The following is a 25,376-nucleotide window of genomic DNA, read 5'->3' as shown; positions in this document are numbered from 1 at the left end:
CTTGCCCGCCCCGGACGCCAGCCGCCTGCAGCAGGACTATGCCGCGCCGCGCAGCGAGCTGGAGCAGCGCCTGGCGGCAATCTGGGCGGATGTGCTGAAGCTTGGCCGCGTCGGCCTGGACGACAACTTCTTCGAACTTGGCGGCGACTCGATCATTTCCATCCAGGTGGTCAGCCGCGCGCGCCAGGCCGGGATCCGGCTGGCGCCCAGGGACCTGTTCCTGCACCAGACGATCCGGGGCCTGGCCGGCGTGGCCGTCGAGGGTCGCGGCTTGGCCAGCGCCGAACAGGGGCCGATCAGCGGGAGCACGCCGCTGCTGCCGATCCAGCAGATGTTTTTCGAACTGGATATCCCGCGGCGCCAGCACTGGAACCAGTCGGTCCTGCTAGAGCCGGGGCAGGCGCTCGACGGTACGCTTCTGGAAACGGCGCTGCAGGCCTTGCTGGCGCACCACGATGCGTTGCGCCTGGGCTTCCGCCTCGAAGACGGGACCTGGTGCGCCGAACACCGCGCGGTCGAGGCCGGCGAGGCGTTGTTGTGGCAGCAGTCGGTCGCCGACGGCCAAGCGCTGGAAGCCTTGGCGGAGCAGGCCCAGCGCAGTCTCGACCTGGGCCGCGGGCCACTGTTGCGCGCGCTGCTGGCGACGCTCGGAGACGGCAGCCAGCGGTTGTTGCTGGTGATCCACCATCTGGCGGTGGACGGGGTTTCCTGGCGGATCCTGCTCGAAGACCTGCAGACCGCCTACCGCCAGTTGCAGGCCGGCCAGGCCGTTGCGCTACCCGCCAAGACCAGCGCCTTCAAGGCGTGGGCCGAACGCTTGCAGGCGCATGCCCGCGACGGCGGCCTGGAGGGCGAGCGCGGCTACTGGCTGGCGCAGCTCGAAGGCGTATCCACCGAACTGCCCTGCGACGATCGCGAGGGTGCGCAATCGGTCCGGCATGTCCGTTCGGCACGTACCGAGCTGACCGAAGAGGCCACGCGCCGGTTGTTGCAGGAAGCGCCGGCGGCCTACCGGACCCAGGTCAACGATCTGCTGCTCACCGCCCTGGCGCGGGTCATCGGTCGCTGGACCGGCCAGGCGGATACCCTTATCCAGCTCGAAGGACACGGGCGCGAGGAGCTGTTCGAGGACATCGACCTGACCCGCACGGTAGGCTGGTTCACCAGCCTGTTCCCGCTGCGCCTGTCGCCGGTGGCGGAGCTGGGCGCTTCGATCAAACGGATCAAGGAGCAACTGCGCGCGATTCCGCACAAGGGTCTGGGTTTCGGCGCCCTGCGTTACCTCGGCAGCGCCGAGGATCGGGCGGCGCTGGCGGCCTTGCCGAGTCCGCGCATCACCTTCAACTACCTGGGGCAGTTCGACGGCAGCTTCTCCGCCGATTCCTCCGCGCTGTTCCGTCCCAGCGCCGATGCGGCCGGCAGCGAGCGCGACAGCGACGCGCCGCTGGACAACTGGCTGAGTCTCAACGGCCAGGTCTATGCCGGCCGGCTCGGTATCGACTGGAGCTTCAGCGCCGCGCGTTTCAGCGAGGCGAGCATCCTTCGCCTCGCCGATGCCTATCGCGACGAGCTGCTGGCGCTGATCGAGCATTGTTGCGCCGCCGATGTCGAAGGCGTGACCCCTTCGGACTTCCCCCTGGCCGGGCTCGACCAGCGGCAACTGGACGCTTTGCCCCTGGCGGCGGGCGAGGTGGAGGATCTCTATCCGCTGTCGCCGATGCAGCAGGGTATGCTGTTCCACAGCCTGTACCAGCAGAACAGCGGCGACTACATCAACCAGATGCGTCTGGACGTGGAAGGCCTGGATCCCCAACGCTTCCGCGAGGCCTGGCAGGCGGCGCTGGATGCCCACGAAGTCCTGCGCAGCGGGTTCCTCTGGCAGGGTGCGCTGGAAAAGCCGCTGCAACTGGTGCGCAAGCGCGTCGAGGTGCCGTTCAGCGTGCACGACTGGCGCGACCGCGCGGACCTCGCCGAGGCGCTCGATGCCCTCGCCGCCGGCGAGGCCGGGCTCGGCTTCGAACTCGCCGAGGCGCCGCTGCTGCGGCTGGTGCTGGTGCGTACCGGCGAACGCCGGCACCACCTGATCTACACCAATCACCACATCCTGATGGACGGCTGGAGCAACTCGCAGTTGCTCGGCGAAGTCTTGCAGCGCTACCGCGGCGAGACGCCGTCGCGCTCGGATGGGCGCTATCGCGACTACATCGCCTGGCTGCAACGCCAGGATGCGGGTCGCACCGAGGCGTTCTGGAAGCAGCGCCTTCAGCGGCTGGGCGAGCCGACCCTGCTGGTTCCGGCGTTCGCCCACGGGGTGCGGGGTGCCGAGGGCCATGCCGATCGCTATCGTCAGCTGGACGTCACCACGAGCCAGCGCCTGGCAGAGTTCGCCCGTGAGCAGAAGGTGACGCTCAATACCCTGGTCCAGGCGGCCTGGCTGATACTGCTGCAACGCTACACCGGGCAGGACACCGTGGCCTTCGGTGCCACCGTATCCGGTCGTCCGGCGGAGTTGCGCGGGATCGAGGAGCAGATCGGCCTGTTCATCAACACGCTGCCGGTGGTCGCCAGCCCGTGTCCGGAGCAGCCGCTCGGCGACTGGCTGCAGGCGGTGCAGGGCGAAAACCTGGCGCTGCGCGAGTTCGAGCACACGCCGTTGTATGACATCCAGCGTTGGGCCGGGCAGGTCGGCGAGGCCCTGTTCGACAACATCCTGGTATTCGAGAACTACCCGGTTTCCGCAGCGCTGGCGGAAGAGACACCGACGGACATGCGGATCGACGCGCTTAGCAACCAGGAGCAGACGCACTATCCGCTGACGCTGCTGGTGAGCGCCGGAGAGACCCTCGAACTGCACTACAGCTATTCCCGCCAGGCTTTCGACGAGGCGGCGATCGAGTGCCTGGCGGAACGCCTCGAACGCTTGTTGCTGGGGATGTGCGAAAACCCGGGGGCGTCGTTGGGCGAGCTGGACAGCCTGGCTGCCGCCGAGCGCTACCAGTTGCTGGAAGGCTGGAACGCCACTGCGGCCGAGTACCCGCTGCAACGCGGCGTGCACCGGTTGTTCGAGGAGCAGGTCGAGCGCACGCCGACGGCGCCGGCGCTGGCCTTCGGCGAGGAGCGCCTGGACTACGCCGAGCTGAACCGCCGGGCCAACCGCCTGGCGCATGCCCTGATCGAGCGCGGGGTCGGCGCGGACCGCCTGGTGGGCGTGGCCATGGAGCGTTCCATCGAGATGGTCGTGGCCCTGATGGCGATCCTCAAGGCCGGCGGCGCCTACGTGCCGGTGGACCCGGAGTATCCCGAGGAGCGCCAGGCCTACATGCTGGAGGACAGCGGTGTGCAGCTGCTGCTCAGCCAGTCGCACCTGAAGCTGCCGCTGGCGCAAGGTGTGCAGCGGATCGACCTGGATCGCGGTGCGCCCTGGTTCGAGGATTACAGTGAGGCGAACCCGGATATTCATCTCGATGGCGAGAACCTCGCCTATGTCATCTACACCTCCGGTTCCACCGGCAAGCCCAAGGGCGCCGGCAACCGCCATTCGGCGCTGAGCAACCGCTTGTGCTGGATGCAGCAGGCCTACGGCCTGGGCGTCGGCGACACGGTGTTGCAGAAGACCCCGTTCAGCTTCGACGTGTCGGTCTGGGAGTTCTTCTGGCCGCTGATGAGTGGGGCACGTTTGGTGGTGGCCGCGCCGGGTGACCATCGCGACCCGGCGAAGCTGGTGGCGCTGATCAACCGCGAAGGGGTCGACACGCTGCACTTCGTGCCGTCGATGCTGCAGGCCTTCCTGCAGGACGAAGACGTCGTCTCCTGCACCAGCCTGAAACGCATCGTTTGCAGCGGCGAGGCGCTGCCGGCGGACGCCCAGCAGCAGGTGTTCGCCAAGCTGCCGCAGGCCGGCCTCTATAACCTCTATGGCCCGACCGAGGCGGCCATCGACGTCACCCACTGGACCTGCATGGAGGAGGGCAAGGACGCGGTGCCGATCGGCCGGCCGATCGCCAACCTGGCCTGCTACATCCTTGATGGCAACCTGGAGCCGGTACCGGTGGGCGTGCTCGGCGAGCTGTACCTGGCCGGTCGGGGCCTGGCCCGTGGCTACCACCAGCGTCCGGGGCTGACTGCCGAGCGTTTCGTCGCCAGCCCGTTCGTGGCTGGGGAGCGGATGTACCGCACCGGCGACCTGGCGCGCTACCGCGCCGACGGGGTGATCGAGTACGCCGGGCGGATCGACCACCAGGTGAAGCTGCGCGGCCTGCGCATCGAGCTGGGCGAGATCGAGGCGCGCCTGCTGGAGCATCCGTGGGTGCGCGAGGCGGCGGTGCTGGCGGTGGACGGCAGGCAGTTGGTCGGCTACGTGGTGCTGGAGAGCGAGAGCGGCGACTGGCGCGAAGCCCTGGCCGCGCACCTGGCGGCGAGCCTGCCGGAATACATGGTGCCGGCGCAGTGGCTGGCGCTGGAGCGGATGCCGCTGAGTCCGAACGGCAAGCTGGATCGCAAGGCACTGCCGAAGATCGAGGCGGAAGACGGACTCGGCGAATACGTGGCACCGGCCAGCGAACCGGAGCGGCAACTGGCGGCGATCTGGGCGGATGTCCTGGGGCGCGAGCGGGTTGGCGTGACCGACAACTTCTTCGCCCTCGGCGGCGACTCGATCGTCTCGATCCAGGTGGTCAGCCGAGCGCGCCAGGCCGGATTGCAACTGAGCCCGCGCGACCTGTTCCAGTTGCAGAACATTCGCAAGCTGGCCGAGCGCTGCAGCGCGGCGGCGCCCGTCGCAGAGCCGGCGAGCGTGCCCGACGGCGCCGTCCTGCACAATCTACTGCCGCAGCAAGTGCAGGCGCTGCCGTTGCCCCACGAACGGCTGGAACACCTCTACAGCCTCTCGCCGATGCAGCAGGGCATGCTGTTCCTCGGGCTGAACAGCCCGGACGCCGAGTTGTACATCAACCAATTGAGCATCGCGGTCGACGGACTCGATCCGCAGCGCCTGCAACGCGCCTGGTCGGCGGTGGCGCAGCGCCATGAAGTGTTGCGCAGCGGCTTCCTCTGGCTGGACCAGGAAGAGCCCCTGCAATTTGTCCTGGCCGATCCCGGGCTGCCGTTCGAGGTCCTCGACTGGCGTGGGCGGGCGATAAGCGACGAAGCGCTGGAACAGGTCGCGCAACAGGAGCGGCGCAAGGGCTTCGACCTGGGCCAGCCGCCGCTGCAACGGGTACGCCTGCTGCGCCTGGGCGAGGATCGCTACCAGTTGATCTGGACCTACCACCACATTCTCATCGATGGCTGGAGCACTTCGCAGCTGTTCGGCGAGATACTCGAACTCTATTCCGGCGGCAGCCTGCCGCCCGCCGTCCCTTACCGGCACTACATCGCCTGGCTGCGGGCGCGCGATGGCAAGGCCAGCGAGGCCTTCTGGCGCCGCCAACTGGCACGCATGGACGAGCCGACCTATCTGGCCGACGCCTTCAACGCTGCCCGCGAAGGATATGGGCACCAGGCGTTGTACACGCGCCTGGACAGCGATGCCACCGAGCACCTGAAACGTTTCGCCCAATCCCAGCGAGTGACGCTCAATACCCTGGTACAGGGCGCCTGGCTGCTCCTGCTGAGTCGCTACAGCGGCCAGCGCTGCGTGTCCTTCGGCGCCACCGTTGCCGGTCGGCCGGCCAGCCTGGAGGCGTCGGAACGGATCCTCGGGCTGTTCATCAATACCTTGCCGGTGGTCTGCGAAGTGGCGCCGGAACAGTGCGTCGGCGATTGGCTGAGAGCCTTGCAGGACTACAACCTGGAGATGCGCGAGCAGGAGTACACCCCGCTCAGCGACATCCAGCGCTGGGCTGGGCGCAGCGGTCAATCGCTGTTCGACAGCATCATCGTGTTCGAGAACCATCCGGTTGACCGGACGCTGCGTGACTGGCGCGACGATTCGCTGCGCTTCGGCGAGATGCGCAGCGCAGGCCTGACCAACTTCCCCATGGACCTGATGGTGACCAGCGACGATTCCGGCCTGGCGATCGAATACATGTTCCTGCGCGAGCACTTCGCCGTGGCTTCGGTCGAGCGTCTGCGTACGGACATGGAAGGGCTGCTCGCAGCCTTGAGCGGCGACGCCGAGTGCCGCCTGGGCAACATCGGCTTGCCGAGTGCCCGGGTGCCGTTGGCGGATGGCGCGTGTCCGGATCGGTATCCGCTGGTACACCAGCGCATCGGCGAGTGGAGCCGGCGCACGCCGGACGCCACCGCGCTGGTGTTCGACGAGCGCAGCCACTCGTTCGCCGAGCTGGACGCGCGGGCCAACCGCCTGGCGCATGCGCTGGTCGAGCGCGGCGTGGCGGCCGACGTGCGGGTCGGTGTGGCGCTGCCGCGCGGCACCGAGCTGGTCGTCGCGCTGCTCGCCGTGCTCAAGGCCGGTGGCGCCTATGTGCCGCTGGACCTGGCGTATCCGCGTGAGCGGCTGGCTTACCTGATGCAGGACTCCGGCATCGCCCTGCTGCTGAGCGAAACCCAGGCGCTGGTGCAATTGCCGGTGCCCGCCGGCGTGCCCGCCCTGGCCCTGGACCGCCTGGATCTGCTGGAGCATTCGGCGCAGGCGCCGCAGGTCGAGGTCCATCCCGCCAACCTCGCCTACGTCATCTATACCTCCGGCTCCACCGGCCTGCCCAAGGGCGTCGCGGTGAGCCATGGTCCTCTGGCGATGCACATCGACGCGGTCGGCGAGCGCTACGAGATGACCCCGGCCGATCGCGAGCTGCACTTCATGTCGTTCGCTTTCGACGGCGCCCATGAGCGCTGGCTGACCGCCCTGGGCCATGGCGGCAGCCTGCTGCTGCGCGACGATGCGCTGTGGACGCCGGAGCAGACCTACGCGGCGATGCAACGCCACGGCGTGACGGTTGCCGCGTTCCCGCCGGTCTACCTGCAACAGCTGGCCGAGCATGCCGAGCGTGACGGCAACCCGCCGCCGGTACGCATCTACTGCTTCGGCGGCGACGCGGTGCCGGTGGCCGGTTTCGAACTGGCCAAGCGCGCGCTGAAACCGCGCTACATCATCAACGGCTATGGCCCGACGGAAACCGTGGTCACGCCGCTGATCTGGAAGGCTGCCATGGACACTGAATGCGGCGCTGCCTATGCGCCCATCGGCAGCTTCGTCGGCGAGCGCTGCGGCTATGTCCTGGACGCCGACCTGAACCCGTTGCCGGCAGGCGTGGCCGGGGAGTTGTACCTCGGCGGTGTCGGCCTGGCGCGAGGCTATCTGCAGCGACCGGGGTTGAGCGCCGAGCGCTTCGTCGCCAACCCGTTCAGCCGTACCGGCGAGCGCCTCTATCGCACCGGCGACCTGGTTCGTCAGCGCGAGGATGGCACCTTCGACTACCTCGGGCGCATCGACAACCAGGTCAAGGTGCGGGGCTTCCGCATCGAACTGGGCGAGATCGAGGCGCGCCTGCAGGATGCCGGCGAGGTCCGCGAAGCGGTGGTGGTTGCCCGCGACGCGGCGAGTGGCAAGCAACTGCTCGGCTATGTGGTTGCGGAAGACGGCGTGGACGCCTCGGGCCTGCTCGAGCGCCTGCGCGAGCGCCTCAAGCGCGATCTGCCGGAGTACATGGTGCCGGCGCACCTGGCCCTGCTGCCGGCGATGCCGCTGACGCCGAACGGCAAGATCGACCGCAAGGCGCTGCCGGACATCGACGTCACCGCCAGCGAGGCCTACGTTGCGCCGCGCAATGAGCTGGAGCTGGCCCTGGCCGGTATCTGGCAGGAAGTGCTCGGCATCGCAAGGATCGGTGTGCACGACAACTTCTTCGAGCTGGGTGGCGACTCTATCCTCAGCATGCAGGTGGTGGCCAAGGCCCGTGCCCTGAAGAAGCTGGGCTTCAGCCTGAAGCTGCGCGACCTGATCCAGAAACCGAGCATCGCCGCCTTGTCCGGGTACGACGACAGTGCTGCGCCGCCGTCGCCGATCCTGGCGCTGAACGCGGCGGTGGACGGATGCCCGCCGCTGTTCTGCGTGCATGCCGGCTTCGGCACGGTGTTCGACTATGAACCGCTGGCCCGGCGCCTGAATGGCCGCCGCAGCGTACTGGCTATCCAGGCCCGCTCGCTGCTGGATCCGAACTGGCGGGACGTTTCCCTGCAACGGATGGCCGAGGATTACGTCGCGCTGATCCGCCAGCGCCAGGCCGAGGGTCCCTATCACCTGCTCGGCTGGTCGCTGGGAGGGACCCTGGGCATGCTGATGGCCGCCGAACTCGAGCGGCAGGGACAGCAGGTGGCCTTCCTCGGTCTGCTGGACAGCTATGTGCCGGGAACCGAGGCGCCTGCCGCCGATGACTGGCGCGAGGATCTGCTGGACTTCCTCAGCGTCAGCGCCGGCCTGGAAACCCGTCCGCCACTGGCCGCCGGGTTGGAGCAACGCGACAACGTCAGCGCCGCCATCGCCGAGTGCCTTGGCGTCGGCCAGACCGGGAAGGGAGGGCTGGGCTGCGACGAACTGGCCCAGGTATTCCTGGTCGCCCGGCAACTCAAGCAACTCTCCGGGCAACTGGATAGTTGCTCGCCGATCCAGGTCCGGCCGCTGTGCTGGTGGACGCGCGGGCGTGGTGAAGAGGTGCGGGCGCTGTCGCGGCAATTGGGTGGTCAGCCTCTGGCCGGTCGGGTCGCCGCGTGCGGGCATTTCCAGATACCCCATGCGCAGGAGGTGCTCGACTCCCTGGTGGAGGCGCTTGAAGAAATCCACGGCAGCCTCGTCTATTCATGACGAAGCTTTGGCCGGCCCCGCCGGGGCCGGCCCGTTGGAGACTATGAAATGGCCTTGAACCCCGATATCGCGGCATACCTGGAACTGGTCGGCAACGGCCGCAGCAGTGGCAAGAGCCTGCCCATGCACCAGTTGACGGTGCAACAGGCGCGCGAGCAGTTCGACCAGTCGTCGGCGTTGATGGACCCAGGCCTCGACGAGCCGCTGCCGCGCGTCGAGACGCTGTTCGTCCCGGCGCGGGACGGTACGCCGTTGCCGGCGCGCCTCTACAGTCCCCAGGGGCTGTCCGCGTCGCCGCGGTTGCCGGGCGTGCTCTACCTGCATGGCGGCGGCTACGTCGTCGGCAGCCTGGACTCCCACGACGCGCTGTGCGCCAGCCTGGCCGAGCGCGCCGGTTGCGTGGTGCTTTCTCTGGCCTACCGGTTGGCGCCGGAGTGGCGTTTTCCGACCGCCGCCGAGGACGCCGAGGATGCCTGGTGCTGGTTGGCTGCCGAAGCCGCACGGCTAGGCATCGATCCGCAACGCCTGGCGGTTGCCGGCGACAGCGTCGGCGGCAGTCTGTGCGCGGTGTTGTCGCATCGCTTGGCGCTGCGGGGAGACGCCTCGCAACCGCGTCTGCAGGTACTGATCTACCCGGTCACCGATGCCAGCCGCACGCACCAATCGATCGAGCGTTACGCCGTTGGCCACCTGTTGGAGAAGGACAGCCTGGAGTGGTTCTACCAGCACTACCAGCGTAGCCCCGAGGACCGTCAGGACCCGCGTTTCTCGCCGCTGCTCGGCGTGGTGCCGGCTGACCTGGCGCCGACGTTGCTGCTGGTCGCGGAGTGCGACCCGCTGCATGACGAGGGCATCGCCTATGCCGAGCACCTGCGCCAGGGCGGCGCCCGGGTGGAGTTGTGCGTCTATCCGGGGATGACCCATGATTTCCTGCGCATGGGTGCGATCGTCGACGAGGCGGACGACGCCAAGGACATGATCGCCGACGCGCTGGTGGCGGCCTTGGCACCCTGAGACTGCGGCATTCGCCATGAAAAAGCCCCGCCAGGTTCCCCTGGCGGGGCTTTTTCATGAAGGCTGGGGCGAGGGGAGGCCAGCGGCCTTCCGGGACGCCTTACCAGTTGTAGGTCAGGTCGGTGGTGATGGTACGGCCCTGGCCGTAGTAGCAGTCGAGATCAGAGGAGCAACGGCTGACATACTTCTTGTCCTCGAGGTTCTCCAGGTTGACCTGTACCTTCAGGCCTTTCACCTGCAGCGGGGATTTCTCGAAGTCGTAGGACAGCTTGCCGTCGTACAGCGTGTAGGACGGGATGGTGAAGTGGCCGTCGGCGGTTTCGGTGCCGTCGCTGCCGCGGGTGTAGCGCGCGCCGATCCCCGCGCCGAGGCCGGCGAACGCGGTATCCGCGCCGAGGGTGTAGTCCAGCCAGACCGCGGCGGTCATCGGCGGCGTGCCGGCCGGATGGCGGCCTTTGCGCCCGTCGTTGTCCTTGGTGTACTTGATGTCGTTGCGCGAGAACGAGGCGATGACATCGAGATTGTTGGTCAGGCTGGCCTTGCCTTCCAGCTCGAAGCCCTTGGAGCGCATGGCGCCGGACTGCTTGCTGAAGTTGGGGTTCAGCAGATCGGTGGTGAGCACGTTCTTCTTGTCGATCTGGTAGACCGACATCTGGATGAAGCTGTTCTGCCCCGGCGGCTGGTACTTGATGCCGGCCTCGTACTGCTTGCCGGTGGTCGGCTTGAAGGCCTTGTTGCCTTCGTCCATGTTCAACCCGCCGACCGGCTGGAACGACTCGGAGTAGCTGACGTAGGGCACGATGCCGTTGCTGAACTCGTAGCCGAAGCCGGCGCGGCCGCTGAACTTCTCGTCTTTGGCGTCGACCTTGCCGCCGGTTTCCTTGGTGTCGGTCTTGGCCCAGTCATAGCGACCGCCGAGGGTCAGGAACCATTGGTTCCATTTCATCTGGTCCTGCAAGTAGATTCCGGTTTGGTCGGTGGTGCGGTTCCAGCGATAGGGATTGGTGAAGGTGAACTTGCTGCCGTACACCGGCTTGTACAGATCGATGATCGTGGTGGGTTCCTGGTTCGAGTAGAGACCGAAGAACTTGGATTTGAAGTGGTAGTAGTCAATACCGATCAGCGCGGTGTGATCGATCGCGCCGGTCTTGAATTTGGCCTGGGCCATGTTGTCCATGCCGAAGGCCTTGTTGGTCTGCGACCAGTCCACGCCATAGCGTGTGGCATAGCGTCGGTCATCGGCACCGGTGTTCGGGTTGGGTACGAATCTGTAACCGTGCAGTGGTGCCACGTATTGGTCGTCGAGATAGGCGTAGCGGGTGTTCTGCTTGAAGGTCCAGACATCGTTGAATTCGTGGCTGAACTCGTAGCCGAGGACGAACTGGTCACGGTCGTAGGAGTTCAGCCCCGGCTCGCCGATGAAGGTGCTGCGCTTGATCCGCCCGTTGGGCGTACTGAACACCGTGCCGTAGGCCGGCAGGCCCTGGGCCTCGGGCACGTCGTTGTCCTTCTGGTACTGGCCGTAGAAGGTCAGGCTGGTCTGCTCGTTGGGGTTCCAGGTAAAGCTCGGCGCCAGCATGAAGCGTTTCTGCTCGGCATAGTCGATCTCCGAGTTGATGTCCCGGCCCACACCGGTCAGCCGGTACAGGTAGGTGCCCTGTTCATCGAGCGCGCCGCCGACGTCGAAGGCGCCGTAGCGGCGGTCCTGGCTGCCGCCGCCGAGCACCACTTCGCGGATCGGGGTGGCGGTGGGACGCTTGGACACCATGTTGACGATGCCGCCCGGTTCGTTCTGGCCGTAGAGCACCGATGCCGGCCCCTTCAGCACCTCGATGCGTTCCAGGGTATAGGGGTCGATCTGCAGGGCGCCGCCGGTACTGCCGCCGCCGTAGGGCATGTGCAGGCCGTCGAGATACATCGGCGCCGGGCTGAAGCCGCGCGAGGTCGGCTCGTCGAAGATCTTCACCCGGTCGGCGAAGCCGCCGCCGGTGATCCCCGGGGTGTAGCGCAGGGCCTCGGTGACGGTCTGCGAACCGCGCGCCTTGATCTCGTCCTGGGTGACCACGTTGATGGTCTGGGGGATCTCCTTGAGCGGGGTATCGGTCTTGGTGCCGGTACCGCTGCGCTTGGCCACGTAGCCGTTGACGTGACCCCAGGCCGACTCCTGGCTGGTGACGGTAATGTCGCCGAGGTCCACCGAGTCCGCCGAGCGCTGGGCGCTGATGGTAACGCTGGAGCCTTGCAGGCTGTAGCTGGCGCCGGTACCGCGGAGAAGTTCGGCGAGAGCCGCTTCGACGCTCAGTTGACCGCGGACCGCGTTGCTGCGCAGGCCTTGCACTTCATCGGCGCTGTAGAGCACCTGCAACTGGCTCTGCTGGCCGAACTGGCGCAGGGCGCTGGGCAGGGACTGGGCGCCGATGTCGAACTGGATCTTCTGCGCTTCGGCCTGGCTGGCGATCGGCGCCAACAGGGCCATGGCCAGGGCGGCGGTGCTCAGGCGCGGATGCAGCGTCAGGGTATTGCGCATCACTAGAGCCTTGGTGAAACGGGGGAGTGTGCGGAGTGCTGGCATGCTCTCTAGTACTCTTATGGATGTCATGATTGGGAATAATTGTTATTTGGTTTCCCATTGAGACGTTTGGTCGGCGCGAAACCGGAAAACAAAAATCGTTTTTCCCGTGTTCGCAGGCAGAGCGCTTCAGGCCGGTTGCAGCTCCTCGACCACTCGACCGCCGGCCAGACGCAGCAGTTGGTCGGCGCTGTCGAAGTAGCGGTCGTCATGGGAGATCACGATGATGGTCTTGCCCATTCGCTTCAGCTCGGGAAGCAGCTCGGTATAGAAGATCCGGCGGAAGGTGGGATCCTGGTCGGCGGCCCATTCGTCGAAGACCAGCACCGGGCGCTTCTCGATCCAGGCATTGACCAGCGCCAGGCGCTTGCGCTGGCCGGTGGAGAGGTCGGTGGTGGTGAAGCTGCCGTCGCTGACGCTGACCTTGTGGGCGATTTCCAGGCGCTTCAGGTAGCGCCCGGCTTCTTCCGGCAACTGTTGCTCGCCGTCGACGAGGTCATCGAACAGGTAGTAGTCGGCGAACACGGTGGTGAACAGCTGACGATAGTCGTCGCGCGCCTGTGCCGTCACTTCCTCTCCGTTGAGCAGCAGCGAGCCCTCGTGGGGCGTGTACAGCCCGAGCAGCAGCTTGATCAGGGTGGTCTTGCCGCAGCCGTTCTCGCCGACGATGAAGAGTATCTCTCCCGGGCGGATCGTCAGGTTGACCGGGCCGAAGCGGAAGGGCGTCGAGCCCGGCACGCCCGGATAGCTGTAGCCGACATCGCGCAACTCGATGCTGCGCACCTCTTGAGCCGGTCTGGAGACGTCGTTCTCGAGCAGCAGGTAGGGTTCGGGATTGGAGAACTGCTCGTTGAGTTCGGCGATCCGGCGCAGGGCGATACGGTTGCGACTGATCAGCGGCAACAGGCTGAGTACGCTTTCCAGCGGCCCCTTCATGAACAGCAGGGTCATGACGAAGCCGCTGAGCACGCTGCGGTCGGAGGTCGGCCACCAGGTCTGGACCGCCAGGGCGGTGCCGATGACCACGAAGAACAGCAGCGAACCGAAGGTGCTGGCAGTGAGGAATATATTCACCGAACGCACTTGCAGGCGGCAGATGCGCTCCACGGTCTCGTCCAGCAGTCGCCCGTGCAGGCGCTGCCGGCGCGGGCGGTTGATGCGCAGCTCCTTGGCTCCCTCGGCCATGCCGCGGTAGTGCTTCTGCAGCAGGTCTTCCTCTTCGCGCGCCGCTTCGAAACCGGCCATTCCATAGCCGCGGGCGACGTACTGGGCGATGGTGCCGAGCACCACGGCGCTGGCGGCGACCAGGAACATCGGCAGCGACAGGGTGGCCAGGTAGCCCAGGCAGCCAAGGGTCACGGTCAGGGAGATCACCAGTTGCGGCAGGCCGAAGGCAAGATCGCTGACCGTATCGATGTCGTGGGTGAGTACCGGGATCAGGCGGTGCGTGCGATAGCGTTCGAGTTGTTCGATCGGGGCGGACAACACCCGGCCGCCGAGGGTCTTGCGCAGCCGGGCGATGACCTTCTGGCCGACGTAGTTGGTGCCGATGTTGGACAGGATCGAACTGAGCAGGGCCAGCGCGCAGATCGCGCTGAAAGCCAGCATCATGCCGCTGGTCATGCCGCCCTCGGCGTTCAGTACGCGGTTGATCGAGGTGAGCAGCGCGGTGATGGCCAGGCCGCCGACGATACCCAGTCCGATCGACAGGCTGAGCGCTGGCCAGAAGGGTTTGAGAATGCTCAGGAGTTCTCGAGTGGCGCTACGGGGTGTTGCGGACATGGGGTTTCCTCGGCGCGGCCGACTGGACGCAAGGGCAGAGAGGCGGATGGCGGAGTGGCGCACGCTCGCGCCTGCCCTGAAGACGAGGCCGGGGAGGGGAAATTTAGCCTGTGGCGCTGCTTCGCCGAGGCGTCCGGCAAAAGCGCAGGGGACGATAAATTCGGCGGCCGGCCGTTCGTTGCGTTTAAGTGAGAGCGACGCTCGAGCGGGTTCCCCGGGAAGCCCTTGTCGAGTCCAACACTGTGCCGGAGCACGCGCTCAAGTCCGACCCATTCCCTGAGAAAGACGAGATGACGAAAAGGAAATTAGCCTATATCTGGTCCCTGAGAAACGCCGCCGCCGACAAGGCCGGACAACAGGTGGCCTACAAGGGCGAGCTGCGCTACATGAAGTCCCCGCTGGAGTTTCTCGCCGAATCGCTGAACCGGACGGCGCTTGGGGACGCCTACGAATTGGTCGGGGTGATCTACGACGACGACCCGGAGCTGCCCCGCGACCAGCAGAAGATCGAGGACTACGGATTCGCCTACCGGCCTGGACAGCAGTGGTTCTACCCGGCGGAACTGGAGGTACAGGGGCGGCGCATGAACGATCTGCTGCTGAACGTGCCTTCCACCTACCGTCGCCACCCGCGCGGGAGCGCGGAGCATGTGGCCGGCAAGCGCGACTTCGAACGACGCCTGTACGAGACGCTGGTCGAGCTGCGCGCCGAGGTCGTCGTCCTCGACGGCCTGCTGGTCATCCTCGATGAGTTGGTGCGGCCCGGGGCGCCATTCGCCCGACGGATCATGAATATCCATCCCGGGGTCACGCGCGCCGACTCGCCCTACGAACGGCGCGGCGCCTGGGCGACCCTGGATGCATTGCATGGTGCGCGGGGTGAGAAGATCGTCGACTGGGCGACGATGGAAAGCGTACCGGTCGAACCCTTGTACCTGACCGGCGCCTCGTTCCACTACGTGGACAACGGCATCGATTCCGGCGAGGTCTTCCACGACGTGCTGAAAACGAAGATATCTCCCGACGACACCATCCTCGAGCTACGCTGGAACAACTTCAACGACAGTCTGTTCCCGGCCTTGCATGAAGGCCTGGCGCTGCTGGCCGAGAAGGACTGAAAACGCCTGGTCGCGGATGCGCAAAGGCCGGAGCGACCCGCGTCGCTCCGGCCTTTCTTCGTCCGTATCAGAGTTCGCGGGCCACGCGGAAACCTATCCAGTCGCCACGGGCGTCGGGGTAGGCATTGTTGCGGTTGCCCGAGCGCGAGAAGATCGGCGGCTCGCCCCAGTCGTTGCCGCGGATCTGCACCAGCTCGCACTTGTCCTCCATCCACGCGCTGCCGTCGCTCGGCGCGCCGTTGTAGTGGTCGTGCCAGCAATCGGCGACCCACTCGTAGACGTTGCCGTGCATGTCGTAGACGCCGAAGGCGTTGGGCGGGAAGCTGCCCACCGGCGAGGTGAAGTTGTAGCCATCGCTGGCGCCGTAGGTGTTGGCGTGCTTGGCGATGCTGTATTCCTTGCCTTCGTCGAACGGAAAGGGGAAGGGGCCGGCGCTGCCGGCGCGGGCGCCGTACTCGCGCTCGGCCTCGCTGAGCATGCGGTAGTGTTTGCCGGTCTTCTTCGACAGCCAGGCGGCGTAGTTCTTCACGTCGTTGTAGTCGACGCATACCGCCGGCTGGCGAGGGTCTTGCTGGTAGCGCGGCTTGCCGGCGATGCATTCGCGGCCGGGGCGGGTATCGCCGTCGGCCAGCTTGACGCCGGTGGCCTTCAGGTAGGCGTCCAGTTCGCCGGCGGTGACCTGGTAGCGGCTGATGGCGAACGGCTTGGCGAAGGTCACGTCGTGCAGCGGGCCCTCGTCGGGCTGGCGGCCGACCTCGTCGTCCGGGGTGCCCATGGTGAAACTGCCGGCGGGCAGTACGACCATCTCCGGGCAGTCCTTGCAATCCTTGAACACCGTGCCGGGTTTCTTCGCTTCGTCGGCGAAGGCGGGGGCGGTGGCGACGATCAGTGCGGCCAGGGCCAGGGGCGATAATGCGTGCATGGCGGTTCTCGTTGAGTGGCGAAAGGGGTCAGGCGAGTTGCGGGGCGAGGATTTCCAGCACCCGGTCGATCTCCTCCTCGTCGTTCAGCAGGCTCGGCGCCAGGCGCACCACCGGGCCGACATCACGATCCACGGCGTCGCTGATTACCCGGTGCGCCATCAGGTGTTTGGCGACCGCCTCGCAATCGCGGCCTTCGACGCGGAAGAAGGTGAAGCCCGAAGACAGCTCGGGGCTGGTCGGCGTGACCAGGCGGACCTTGGGATGCTCGCCCAGGCGCTGCTTGAGGTAGGCGTTGAGCTGGTGGATACGCGCCTGGACCTCGGCCTTGCCCAACTGCAGGTGCAGCTCGAAGGCCGTGCCCAGGGCCAGGCGATGTTCGAAGGCGTGGTAGCCGCCAGGGGTCATCAGGGTGCCGAAGTTGTCGGCGCGGGAGAAGGTCGGGATGCTCGGCACCAGGTGCTCCTGGAGCTGTTCCGAGCGGGCGATGATGACCCCGGTGCCACGCGGACCGAACAGCCACTTGTGGGTGCCGGCGATGAAGTAGTCGCAGTCGAAGTCGGCGAAGCTGACGTCTTCCACGCCGAAACCATGCACGCCGTCGACCACGTAGATGATCCGGTCCTGTTCGTCGCGCTTCTGGTTGAGTTCGCGCACCAGCTTGCCGATCTCCCGGATCGGCAGCTTCACGCCGCTGCCCGACTGCACCCAGGTCATGCCCAGCACCCGGGTCTGCGGGCGGATCTGAGCGGCGATGCTGGACAGGATCTCGTCGACGGAAACCCGATGCGGGTCCTTGAACAGCGGGAACTCGCGGACCTGGGTACCCATGCGCTTGTGCCGGTATTCCAGGGTGGTGTAGGTGGAGTAGTGCTCGTGGGAGGAGGTCAGGATCTCCTTGCCCGGCTGCACCAGCAGGCCGCCGTAGATCGCCGCCAGGCCGTCGGTGGTGCTGCCGGTGAGCGCCACCTGGCCAGGTTGCACGGCGAAGTAGCGACCTGCCCAGGCGCGAGCCTCGTCCTCGTATTTCCAGATTTCCTCGCGATGCCAGTCCACCGCTTCGCCCGGGTTGCGGTCGAAGCGGACCCGCAGGCGCTCGATGGCCTCCCGCACCGGCCGAGGGTGGGAGGTGAGGAGGAAGTTGGCGAAGTGCAGATACTGCGGGTCGAGATCGAATTGCTGGCGCAGCGCTTTCCACTTATTGCCGGCGTCGCTCGGTGCGCCTTCGGCGCGGAGCGACTGGGCAGCGGAAAGCAGCGGCAGGCCGGCGGCGAGAATGCCGGCCTGCTTGAGAAAGGTACGACGGTCGTTCATCGGGAGGTCCGTTGCGGCGTGGTCAGGGGGTAGCTGTCGGCTTGGCGCGTTTTTGCACTTCGCCCCAGGCGCGCAGGAAGTTGCCTCCCCAGAGCTTGGCGATGTCGGCATCGGAATAACCGCGGGTGATCAGTTCGGCAGTGACGTTGCGGATTTCGCTGACATCCTTCCAGCCGTCCACGCCGCCACCGTCGTTGAAGTCCGAGCTGATGCCCACGTGGTCGATGCCGACCTTCTTCACCGTGTAGTCGATGGCGTCCACCAGTTCCTTGAGGCCGGCCTTGGGCTCCTCCTCCAGGATGCCGTAGAGGGCGCTGGCGTATTCACCGAAGCGTTGTTCCGGCCAGATGGTGATGATCGGATCGCCCGGCATCAGCGCATAGTCCAGGCCTTCCAGGGGCGGCAGGTCGAAGCGCGCGCGCAGGGCGTTGAGCTTGTCCAGGGTCGGTTTGCTCAGCGGACGCAGGTAGGCGGGGAAGCCGACCACCTGGATCACGCCGCCGCTGTCCTTGATCAGTTGCATCTCGTGGTCGCTGAGGTTGCGCTTGATGTCCACCAGGGCGCGTGGCGCGGAGTGCGAGGCGACGATGGGCGCACGGCTGAGGGCGGCGACCTGTTCCAGGGCCTTGGTCGACATCTGCGAGACGTCGATGATCACCCCGAGATCGTTGAGCCGTTCGACCGCCTGCTTGCCTAGCGGGGAGAGGCCGCCCAGGGCATCCGCCGTGTCGTTGAAGAACGGCAAGGGACGGGAAGAGTCGGACCAGTCGTTGTTGCCGACATAATTGAAGCCGAACATGCGCACGCCGCGGGCGGCCCATTTGTCCAGCTGGGACAGGTCGTCGCCCAGCGGGTAGGCGTTGAGCATGCTCATGACGATGGCGAACTTGCCTTCCATGGCCAGGCGGCGAAAGTCCTCGGGGGAGTAGGCGATGCCGACCTGGTTGGGAAAGTCGCGGACCATGCCGGTGAGAATCTTGTAACGAATTTCCTGCTGGTGACGAGCCTCGTCGACGAATCCTGGGGTCGGCTTGTGCGGCGCGTTCGGGCCGTTCCACATCTCCGGCCAGCCGAAGATCGCCAGGGCAGCGCCAGACAGGCGCCCGCGGCCCGCCTTGACCAGGTCGAGCTGGTTCGGTCCGTCCTTGTCGAACTCGTTGCCGGTGGTGCCGAAGTCCAGCGGCACGGTGATCCGGCTGTCGAAGGAGAGGATGCGTTCGTGCAACTCCTCTGCGTGTTGCATGACCTTGCGCGGGTAGCCGGCGCTGCCCAGCCACTGGGTCCAGGCCAGCCAGCCGCCGACGGCCAGCAGGACGATGAGCAGTGGCAGGCCGAGGTAAAGCGCTGTTCTTTTGCGAGTTCTAGTCATTGCCGTCCCAGTCAGGTTCGAAATCGGTGGACGCCGGTCGTTCCGCATTGCAGAGCGGGGCACCTGTCAGGGTGGGACGAGGGCAGGGACGGAAAATTTAGCGGGCCGACGAATTCGCCGGGTGCCGCCAGCGACGCCGGCTCCGGTAAATTTGCCGATGGACGGAACGTTCTAGCTGGATAAAGCGAGCTTCATGGCTGAACAGGTAGGACGATGACGGTTTCTCGACGCGGATTCATGGCGGGTTTGGCGCTCACCGGAGCGGCTGCCCTGCCGGTGGCTTACTACACACATCGTCATCTGGTCCGCCTGCGCGAAGACGAGGAGCACCCGGCCACGCCCGGCGAAGCGACGCTGGACCTGGCCGCCACCGAGGCCATGCGCCTGGGCGACCGCCTGCGCGGTATCTGGGACCTGCGCCTGCTCGGCGCCGACGCCGGCCTGCCGGGGTTACCGCTGGAGGGGTTGGAGCTGGTGCTCGACGTGGCGCCCAGGGGGCTGGGCCTGATCGGATACCTGGATACTCCGGAGCGCCTGAGAGGGCCGCAGGAACCGCGCTTCCGCCTGCTTGGCGACCTGGTCGGTGCGCGCTCCGCGCGCATCCGCTGGCGCCTGGTGGACGGCAACACCGCATCGATGACCCCGAGCTACGATTGCTCGGCGGTCTTCGACGAGGTCTGGGACAATCTGGCCAATGCCGGCGACGGCACCCTCAGCGGTCGCATTGAGCGCCTCGAGCGCTCGCCACTGCAAGCGCAGGAGGATTTCCGCTTCGTGGCGGTCAAGCGCCCGTTTCCGCTGGCTCGCGAGCGCATCGGCCTCAACGAGCGCTTGCTCGCCTGGCTGATCTCGCCGCAGCATCGCCTCTTCCACCAGCTCTGGCATGCCTCGCGGGACAAGTGGCATCGGCTTTCCGAGAAGCAGCGCAACGCCCTGCGCGGCGTCGGCTGGCAGCCCGGCCCACTGGACCGCGAACGTGACGCCCGTGGTCGTCACAAGGACCGCAATGCTTCCGGTATCGACTTCTTCTTCATGCACCGGCACATGCTGCATACCGCGCGCTCGATGCAGGACCTGCCGTCCTGGCGGCGCCTGCCGCTGCCGGGCGTACCGCTGGCCCACGACCGGGTCGGCTTCCTGCGCTACTTCGACAACCCTGACGGCTGTTCCGTCCCGCCGGCCTGGGTCGCGGTGGACGACGACGAATACACCGAGTGGCTGCGTGGGCTGAAAAGCGACGAGGGCTATCACGCCAATTTCCTGGTCTGGGAGTCGCAATACCAGGACCCGGAATACCTGGCGAAACTGACGCTCGGTCAGTTCGGCTCGGAGATGGAGCTGGGCATGCACGACTGGCTGCATATGCGCTGGGCTTCGGTGACTCGCGATCCTTCCAACGGCGCGCCGGTGATGAGCGACCGGGTACCATCGGACTTTTCCCCGCGCTGGTTCCGCCCGGAGAACGACTTCCTCGGCGACCCGTTTTCCTCCCATGTGAATCCGGTGTTCTGGTCGTTCCACGGCTGGATCGACGACCGCATCGAGGACTGGTATCGCGCCCACGAGCGTTTCCATCCTGGCGAAGTGCAGCGCCGCGAAGTGGAGGGCATCCAATGGTTCGCGCCCGGTCGATGGGTCGAGGTCGGCGATCCCTGGCTGGGTCCGGCGACCCATGGATGCGGGCTTTCGGATGTCCAGGCGAGCAGCAACTCGGTGGAGCTGGACGTGGAAACCATGAAGCTGGCTTTGCGCATCATCTTCAGCGAAGAAGATCAACTGAGCGGCTGGCTCAAGCGTGCGCCGCGGCGGCCCTGGTACGCGCGCAACCTGAAGCTGGCGCGCGACCAGCTCAGGCGCTGAACGGCGAAAGAGCGAGTAAGGATGGAGGAGGCCCGCGCAACGCGGGCCTCAGTCTTTCCGCGCGAGACCCTGGCGGTCGCTCTGCCAGCCGCCGCCGAGGGCCTTGTACAGGCCGACCGAGGCCTGCAGGCGGGCCAGTCGCAGTTGCACGGCGGCATCCTGCGCCGCGTACAGCGTGCGTTGCGTATCGAGGACCGTCAGCAGGGTTTCCGCGCCGGCCTGGTAGCGGCTGTCGGAGAGATCGAAGGCGCGCTGCGCCTGCTCCAGCTCCTGCTGCTGCCAGTGCAACTGGCGGTCGAGGCCGTCGATGCTGTTCAGCGAGCGTTCGGTGTCGGCAAAGGCGGTGAGGATCGCCTTGCGGTAGGTTTCCAGCAGTTCTTCCTGGCGCGCCAGGCTGCGGTCGCGCTCGGCGCGCAGGCGGCCGTGGTTGAAGATCGGGGCGAGCAGGTTGGCGCCCAGGTTGTAATAGGGGTTGCGGAAAGTGTCGGCGGCGCGGTTGGCGCCGGACGACAGCGAGGCGCTCAGGGTCAGCTTGGGGAACAGCGCCGCGCGCGCCACCTGCACGTCGGCCTGGGCCGCGGCCAGTTGCGCTTCGGCGTTGGCGATATCGGGACGGCGGCTGAGCAGTTCGCTCGGCAGGCCCGTTCCGGTCTCCGGCCAGCGCAGGCTGTCGAAAGGCCGCTCGGCCACCTGTAGCGCCTGCACCGGCTCGCCGATCAGGGTGGCCAGGGTAATCAGCGCCTCATGGGCCTGCTGCTCGAGCAGCGGCAGCTGCTTGCGCTGGCTGGCGACCAGGCTGCTCTGCTGGGCGACCTCCAGGGCGGTGGCCGAGCCCGCGGCATGGCGGGTCTCCACCAGGCGCAGGACGTGCTCGGCGTTGTCCAGGTTGAGCCTGGCGATGCGCTGCTGTTCGCGCAGCGCCAATACCTGCAGGTAGCTATTGGCGACGCCGGAGAGCAGAGTCAGCTCTACCGTGGCGCGGTCGTACTCGCTGGCCTTGAGGCTTTCCAGGGCACTGCGGTAGGCAGCCCGGCGACCGCCCCAGAAGTCCACTTCGTAGCTGGCGCTGAGGCCGGCGGAGAAGGAGTCGACGGCATCGTTGTCGGAGGTCGCATCGGTACCGCTGTAGCCCGAGTCGCGCAGGAGTTTCTGCCGGCTGGCGCCGAGCGTCGCATTCAGCTCCGGCAGCAACGGCGCGCCGGCGATCACCGCCGAGGCCTGGGCCTGGCGCACGCGGGCCACCGCCGCGCCGAGGTCCTGGCTGTTCAGCAGGGCGCGTTGCAGCAGGCTGTCCAGTTCCGGCGCGCCGAAGGCCTTCCACCACTGGCGGATGTCGCTGGCATCGCTGCGCCCGGCCGCCAGGTAGCGCCACTGAGGGGGCGCGGCCAGGCCGCTGTCGAGGGGCGCCGGCGTGCTGCCGCAGGCGCCGAGCAGCAGGCAGGCGGAAATCAGGGAAAGATTCTTCATGGACATGTCCGTCATTGGCTGGCCAGGGCGGCCACCGGGTCCAGCTGGGCGGCCTTGCGCGCCGGCATGAAGCCGAACACCAGGCCGGTGACCAGCGCGCAACTGAAGGCGCCGACGATGGCCGACAGGGAAAAGGCCACCGCGACCTGGCCGAGCAGCAGCACGCCGCCGATGCACAGGGCCAGGGCGATCCCGGCCAGGCCGCCGACCACCGAGAGCATCGCCGCCTCGGTGAGGAACTGGCGGAGGATATCGCCCTGGCGGGCGCCGGTGGCCATGCGGATGCCGATCTCGCGAGTGCGTTCGCGCACGGTCATGAGCATGATGTTCATCACGCCGATCCCGCCCACCAGCAGGGAGATCGCGGCGATCGAGCCGAGCATCAGCGACAGGGTGTTCTGGGTCTTCGCCTCGGCCTGGATCATCGCCGCGTTGTTGGTCAGCTCGTAGTCGCGCTGGCCGCGGTGCAGGCGCAGCATCAACTGGTCGATGGCGCGTTCGGCCTGGTGCACGCGCTGGGCGTCGGCGGCGGCGATGATCACGTACTCGGGGTTGCGCGTGCCGAACAGGCGGATGCTGGCAGCGGAGTAGGGGATGGCGATGCGGTTGTCGGCATCCTTGTCGCCGGAGCTGGAGCCTTTCTCGGCGAGCACGCCGATGACCTGGAACGGCACGTTCTCGATGAGGATGTAGCGGCCGATCGGGTTGGCGCTGCCGAACAGCTTCTTGCGCACCTTGTAGCCGATCACCGCGACCGTGGTGGCGGCGTCTTCGTCGCGCTCGGTGAAGTAGCTGCCCTCGGCCACCGGCCAGTTGAGGATTTCCGGGAAGTCGGTGTTGTTGCCGCCGACGTAGGCGTGGTAGTCGATGTTGCCGTAGCGCACCACCAGCTCGCCGCCGTTCACCGGCATGACCTTCTTCACCTGGGGCAGGGTGGCGATGGCGGCGACGTCGTCGCTGCTGACGATGCCCATCGGCGCGCGCGGGTTCGGCGAGTAGCCGCTGAGATAGATGATGTTCGAGCCGAACGCGCCCATCTGCGCCATCACCTGGCGCTTGCTGCCCTCGCCGACGGCGAGCATGACCACCACCGAGGCGACGCCGATGATGATCCCGAGCAGGGTCAGCGCGGTGCGGAACCGATTGATCCACATCACCCGCCAGGCGGCGCGCACCGCCTCCAGCAGTTCGGCGCGCCAGGCCCCCGAGGGTTCGCTGCTGCCCTCGGCGAGGCGCTGGCTGAGATCGTCGGCCTGCAGGTGGCGCTCGACGCCGGCGCTCGGTTGCGCCGGGCGCTCGTCGTTGGCGCTGTCGCTGACGATCTCGCCGTCGCGCACCTCGATGATGCGCTTGGCGCGGGCGGCGACGTCGCGGTCGTGGGTGATCAGGATCACCACGTGGCCCTGGCTGGCCAGCTCGTCGAGCAGCGCCATGACTTCCGCGCCGCTGTGGCTGTCGAGGGCGCCGGTGGGTTCGTCGGCGAGGATGATATGGCCGCCGTTCATCAGCGCGCGGGCGATCGACACCCGCTGTTGCTGGCCGCCGGACAACTGGTGCGGACGGTTGGCGGTGCGCTCGGCCAGGCCCAGGCGTTCGAGCAGGGCCCGCGCACGGGTGTGCCGCTCGCTCGCCGGGGTGCCGGCGTAGATCGCCGGCATCTCGACGTTTTCCTGGGCCGAGGCGGAGGGGATCAGGTGATAGCCCTGGAACACGAAGCCGAATGCCTCGCGGCGCAGCCAGGCCTGCTCGTCGCTGTCCAGTTCGGCGACGTCGTGGCCGGCGAAGTGGTAGCTGCCGGAGCTGGGCCGGTCGAGGCAGCCGAGGATGTTCATCAGGGTCGACTTGCCGGAGCCGGAGGCGCCGACGATGGCGACGAACTCGCCGGCGTGGATCGACAGCGATACGCCCTTGAGTACCTCGACTTCCGGAGTGCCATTGCCGCCGTAGCGCTTGCGGATGTCGCGCAGTTCGATCAGGGGGACGGGTTGCGTGGCGTTTTCCATCAGCTGTCGCTGCCGTCGGGAGCGGCCATCAGCAGGCGGTCGCCTTCCTCCAGGCCGGCAAGCACCTGTACCCGCAGGCGGTCGCTGATGCCGGTCCTGATCTGGCGGCTCTGCGGCTTGCCATTGCTGCCGACCACCCAGGCGACCTGGCCGCCCTTGCCGTCGTCGTGGATGGCGGCGACCGGCGCGGTGAGGATGTTTTCCGCGGTGGCGGCGACGAAGAACACCTGGGCGGTCATTTCCGCCATCAGTTGGTGGTCGCCGTTGTCCACGTCGACCAGCACGGTATACAGCACCACCCGGCCGCTGCCGCTCTGCCCGCCGCTGCCGCTGGTGGGGCTGCCGCCGCCCTGGTTGCTCTGGTCCAGCGGCTTGGGTGGCACCGGGAGGATCTGCCGGACCTTGCCGGTCCAGCGCCGGCCTTCGCCGCTGAGGGTCGTGAAGTAGGCCGGCATGCCGGGCTTGACCCGGCCGATGTCGGCTTCCGAAACCTGGGCCCAGACGGTCATCGGCGACAATTTGGCGATCCGCAGGATCAACGGGGTCTGCTGCTGGGCATTGAGGGTCTGGCCTTCGCGCGCATCGACCGCCACCACCGTGCCGGACATCGGCGCGTAGATGCGGGTATAGCCGAGTTCGGCTTCGTCGCTGCGCAACGAGGCCTGGGCCTGGCGGATCTGCGCCTGGTACATCTCGATCCGCGCCTGGGTGGCGAGCATCTGCGCCTGGGCGCTCTGCACGTCCTCGGTACGCGTTGCGCCGCCGGCGGCCAGCCGCTGCTGGCGCTGGTACTGCTGGCGGGCGAGGGTGTACTGGGCACGTTGCTCGGCCAGCTGGGCCTTGAGCATCTCGATCGAATAGCGGCCGGCATCGACCTTGGCCTGCTGGGTGGAGGGGTCGATCTCGACCAGCAACTGGCCTTCCGTCACATCGTCCCCGGCCTCGACGTGCAACTTGCGGATCTGCCCGGAGGCCTGGGCGCCGACGTCGACGTAGCGCCGCGGTTGCAGGGTGCCGAGCGCCGAGACGCTGCTCTCGATGCTGCCGCGGCTGACGCTCACGGTATCGAAGCTGTTGCTGCGGAACGGATAGGCCTGCCAGGCGGCGAGGGCGATCAGGGGGCTGAGGCAGACTGCGACGAGCAGTGCGCGACGAGTACTACGGGTTCGTCTCATTCGGGAATCCGGCCGGTGCGTGGA

General features: G+C 67.0%; 12 protein-coding genes and 1 pseudogene. 5 read left to right on the top strand and 8 right to left on the bottom strand.

Annotation, left to right across the window (positions count from 1 at the left end):
• Position 1: 1 nt before the first annotated feature.
• The 3 genes and pseudogenes from VQ065_RS32005 to VQ065_RS17670 all read left to right on the top strand — a co-directional run.
• Positions 2-6,136 (top strand): annotated as a pseudogene (locus tag VQ065_RS32005) (amino acid adenylation domain-containing protein); the annotation flags it as partial.
• Between the two features lie 18 nt (positions 6,137-6,154).
• A complete protein-coding gene (locus VQ065_RS32000; protein WP_372052613.1) occupies positions 6,155-8,761 on the top strand; it encodes an amino acid adenylation domain-containing protein in 2,607 nt (868 codons plus the stop codon).
• Positions 8,762-8,809: 48 nt separating this feature from the next.
• Positions 8,810-9,775 (top strand): alpha/beta hydrolase, encoded by a 966-nt coding sequence (locus VQ065_RS17670; protein WP_003089564.1) that lies wholly within the window; start codon positions 8,810-8,812, stop codon positions 9,773-9,775.
• Between the two features lie 100 nt (positions 9,776-9,875).
• Here the strand turns inward: VQ065_RS17670 and VQ065_RS17665 are convergent, their stop codons facing one another.
• Both VQ065_RS17665 and VQ065_RS17660 read right to left on the bottom strand, forming a co-directional pair.
• The gene (locus VQ065_RS17665; protein WP_003089561.1) at positions 9,876-12,302 is read right to left on the bottom strand and encodes a TonB-dependent siderophore receptor; all 2,427 of its coding nucleotides are present in this window, start codon (positions 12,300-12,302) and stop codon (positions 9,876-9,878) included.
• Positions 12,303-12,473: 171 nt separating this feature from the next.
• Positions 12,474-14,126, bottom strand: a complete 1,653-nt coding sequence (locus VQ065_RS17660) for a cyclic peptide export ABC transporter (RefSeq protein ID WP_003089559.1) — start codon at positions 14,124-14,126, stop codon at positions 12,474-12,476.
• 290 nt (positions 14,127-14,416) lie between these two features.
• Here VQ065_RS17660 and VQ065_RS17655 point away from each other — a divergent pair, with 290 nt between their 5' ends.
• Positions 14,417-15,244: a pyoverdine synthetase F gene (locus VQ065_RS17655; protein ID WP_003110605.1), complete on the top strand. Its 828-nt coding sequence runs from the start codon at positions 14,417-14,419 to the stop codon at positions 15,242-15,244.
• Between the two features lie 67 nt (positions 15,245-15,311).
• Here VQ065_RS17655 and pvdO read toward each other — a convergent pair whose 3' ends face one another.
• The 3 genes from pvdO to pvdM are packed head-to-tail and all read right to left on the bottom strand — an operon-like array spanning position 15,312 to position 18,847.
• Positions 15,312-16,166 (bottom strand): dihydropyoverdine dehydrogenase, encoded by an 855-nt coding sequence (gene pvdO, locus VQ065_RS17650; protein WP_003089555.1) that lies wholly within the window; start codon positions 16,164-16,166, stop codon positions 15,312-15,314.
• Between the two features lie 28 nt (positions 16,167-16,194).
• On the bottom strand, positions 16,195-17,478 hold the full coding sequence (gene pvdN, locus VQ065_RS17645) for a pyoverdine-tailoring periplasmic protein PvdN (RefSeq protein ID WP_003089554.1): 1,284 nt from the start codon (positions 17,476-17,478) through the stop codon (positions 16,195-16,197).
• Positions 17,479-17,500: 22 nt separating this feature from the next.
• A complete protein-coding gene (gene pvdM / locus VQ065_RS17640; protein WP_003089553.1) occupies positions 17,501-18,847 on the bottom strand; it encodes a pyoverdine-tailoring dipeptidase-like protein PvdM in 1,347 nt (448 codons plus the stop codon).
• 213 nt (positions 18,848-19,060) lie between these two features.
• Between pvdM and pvdP the strand changes: the two genes are divergently transcribed.
• Positions 19,061-20,707 carry a pyoverdine maturation tyrosinase PvdP gene (pvdP, locus tag VQ065_RS17635; RefSeq protein ID WP_020750878.1) on the top strand — a complete coding sequence of 549 codons (1,647 nt, stop codon included), beginning with the start codon at positions 19,061-19,063 and terminating at the stop codon, positions 20,705-20,707.
• A 48-nt stretch (positions 20,708-20,755) separates the two neighbouring features.
• Here the strand turns inward: pvdP and ompQ are convergent, their stop codons facing one another.
• Genes ompQ through pvdR form a run of 3 tightly spaced genes read right to left on the bottom strand, consistent with a single transcriptional unit; the run spans position 20,756 to position 25,352 of the window.
• Positions 20,756-22,180, bottom strand: coding sequence for a pyoverdine export/recycling transporter outer membrane subunit OmpQ (ompQ, locus tag VQ065_RS17630; RefSeq protein WP_073660165.1), 1,425 nt, complete (start codon positions 22,178-22,180; stop codon positions 20,756-20,758).
• 5 nt (positions 22,181-22,185) lie between these two features.
• On the bottom strand, positions 22,186-24,177 hold the full coding sequence (pvdT, locus tag VQ065_RS17625; protein ID WP_003089549.1) for a pyoverdine export/recycling transporter ATP-binding/permease subunit PvdT: 1,992 nt from the start codon (positions 24,175-24,177) through the stop codon (positions 22,186-22,188).
• A complete protein-coding gene (gene pvdR, locus VQ065_RS17620; RefSeq protein ID WP_003089547.1) occupies positions 24,177-25,352 on the bottom strand; it encodes a pyoverdine export/recycling transporter periplasmic adaptor subunit PvdR in 1,176 nt (391 codons plus the stop codon). Before pvdR ends, pvdT begins: the two co-directional genes overlap by 1 nt.
• Between the last annotated feature and the right edge of the window lie 24 nt (positions 25,353-25,376).

The organism is Pseudomonas sp. KBN10P06128 (genome assembly GCF_037574945.1).
Classification (GTDB): domain Bacteria; phylum Pseudomonadota; class Gammaproteobacteria; order Pseudomonadales; family Pseudomonadaceae; genus Pseudomonas; species Pseudomonas aeruginosa.
The sequence above is the reverse complement of the archived record's forward strand: the minus strand, read 5'-3'. Positions and strand labels throughout refer to the sequence as shown.

Bases quoted from the DNA above. Each gene is read 5' to 3' on its own strand.
- VQ065_RS17670 (WP_003089564.1), top strand. From the start codon at position 8,810: ATGGCCTTGAACCCCGATATCGCGGCATACCTGGAACTGGTCGGCAAC.
- VQ065_RS17665 (WP_003089561.1), bottom strand. From the start codon at position 12,302: ATGCGCAATACCCTGACGCTGCATCCGCGCCTGAGCACCGCCGCCCTG.
- VQ065_RS17660 (WP_003089559.1), bottom strand. From the start codon at position 14,126: ATGTCCGCAACACCCCGTAGCGCCACTCGAGAACTCCTGAGCATTCTC.
- VQ065_RS17655 (WP_003110605.1), top strand. From the start codon at position 14,417: ATGACGAAAAGGAAATTAGCCTATATCTGGTCCCTGAGAAACGCCGCC.
- pvdO (WP_003089555.1), bottom strand. From the start codon at position 16,166: ATGCACGCATTATCGCCCCTGGCCCTGGCCGCACTGATCGTCGCCACC.
- pvdN (WP_003089554.1), bottom strand. From the start codon at position 17,478: ATGAACGACCGTCGTACCTTTCTCAAGCAGGCCGGCATTCTCGCCGCC.
- pvdM (WP_003089553.1), bottom strand. From the start codon at position 18,847: ATGACTAGAACTCGCAAAAGAACAGCGCTTTACCTCGGCCTGCCACTG.
- pvdP (WP_020750878.1), top strand. From the start codon at position 19,061: ATGACGGTTTCTCGACGCGGATTCATGGCGGGTTTGGCGCTCACCGGA.
- ompQ (WP_073660165.1), bottom strand. From the start codon at position 22,180: ATGTCCATGAAGAATCTTTCCCTGATTTCCGCCTGCCTGCTGCTCGGC.
- pvdT (WP_003089549.1), bottom strand. From the start codon at position 24,177: ATGGAAAACGCCACGCAACCCGTCCCCCTGATCGAACTGCGCGACATC.
- pvdR (WP_003089547.1), bottom strand. From the start codon at position 25,352: ATGAGACGAACCCGTAGTACTCGTCGCGCACTGCTCGTCGCAGTCTGC.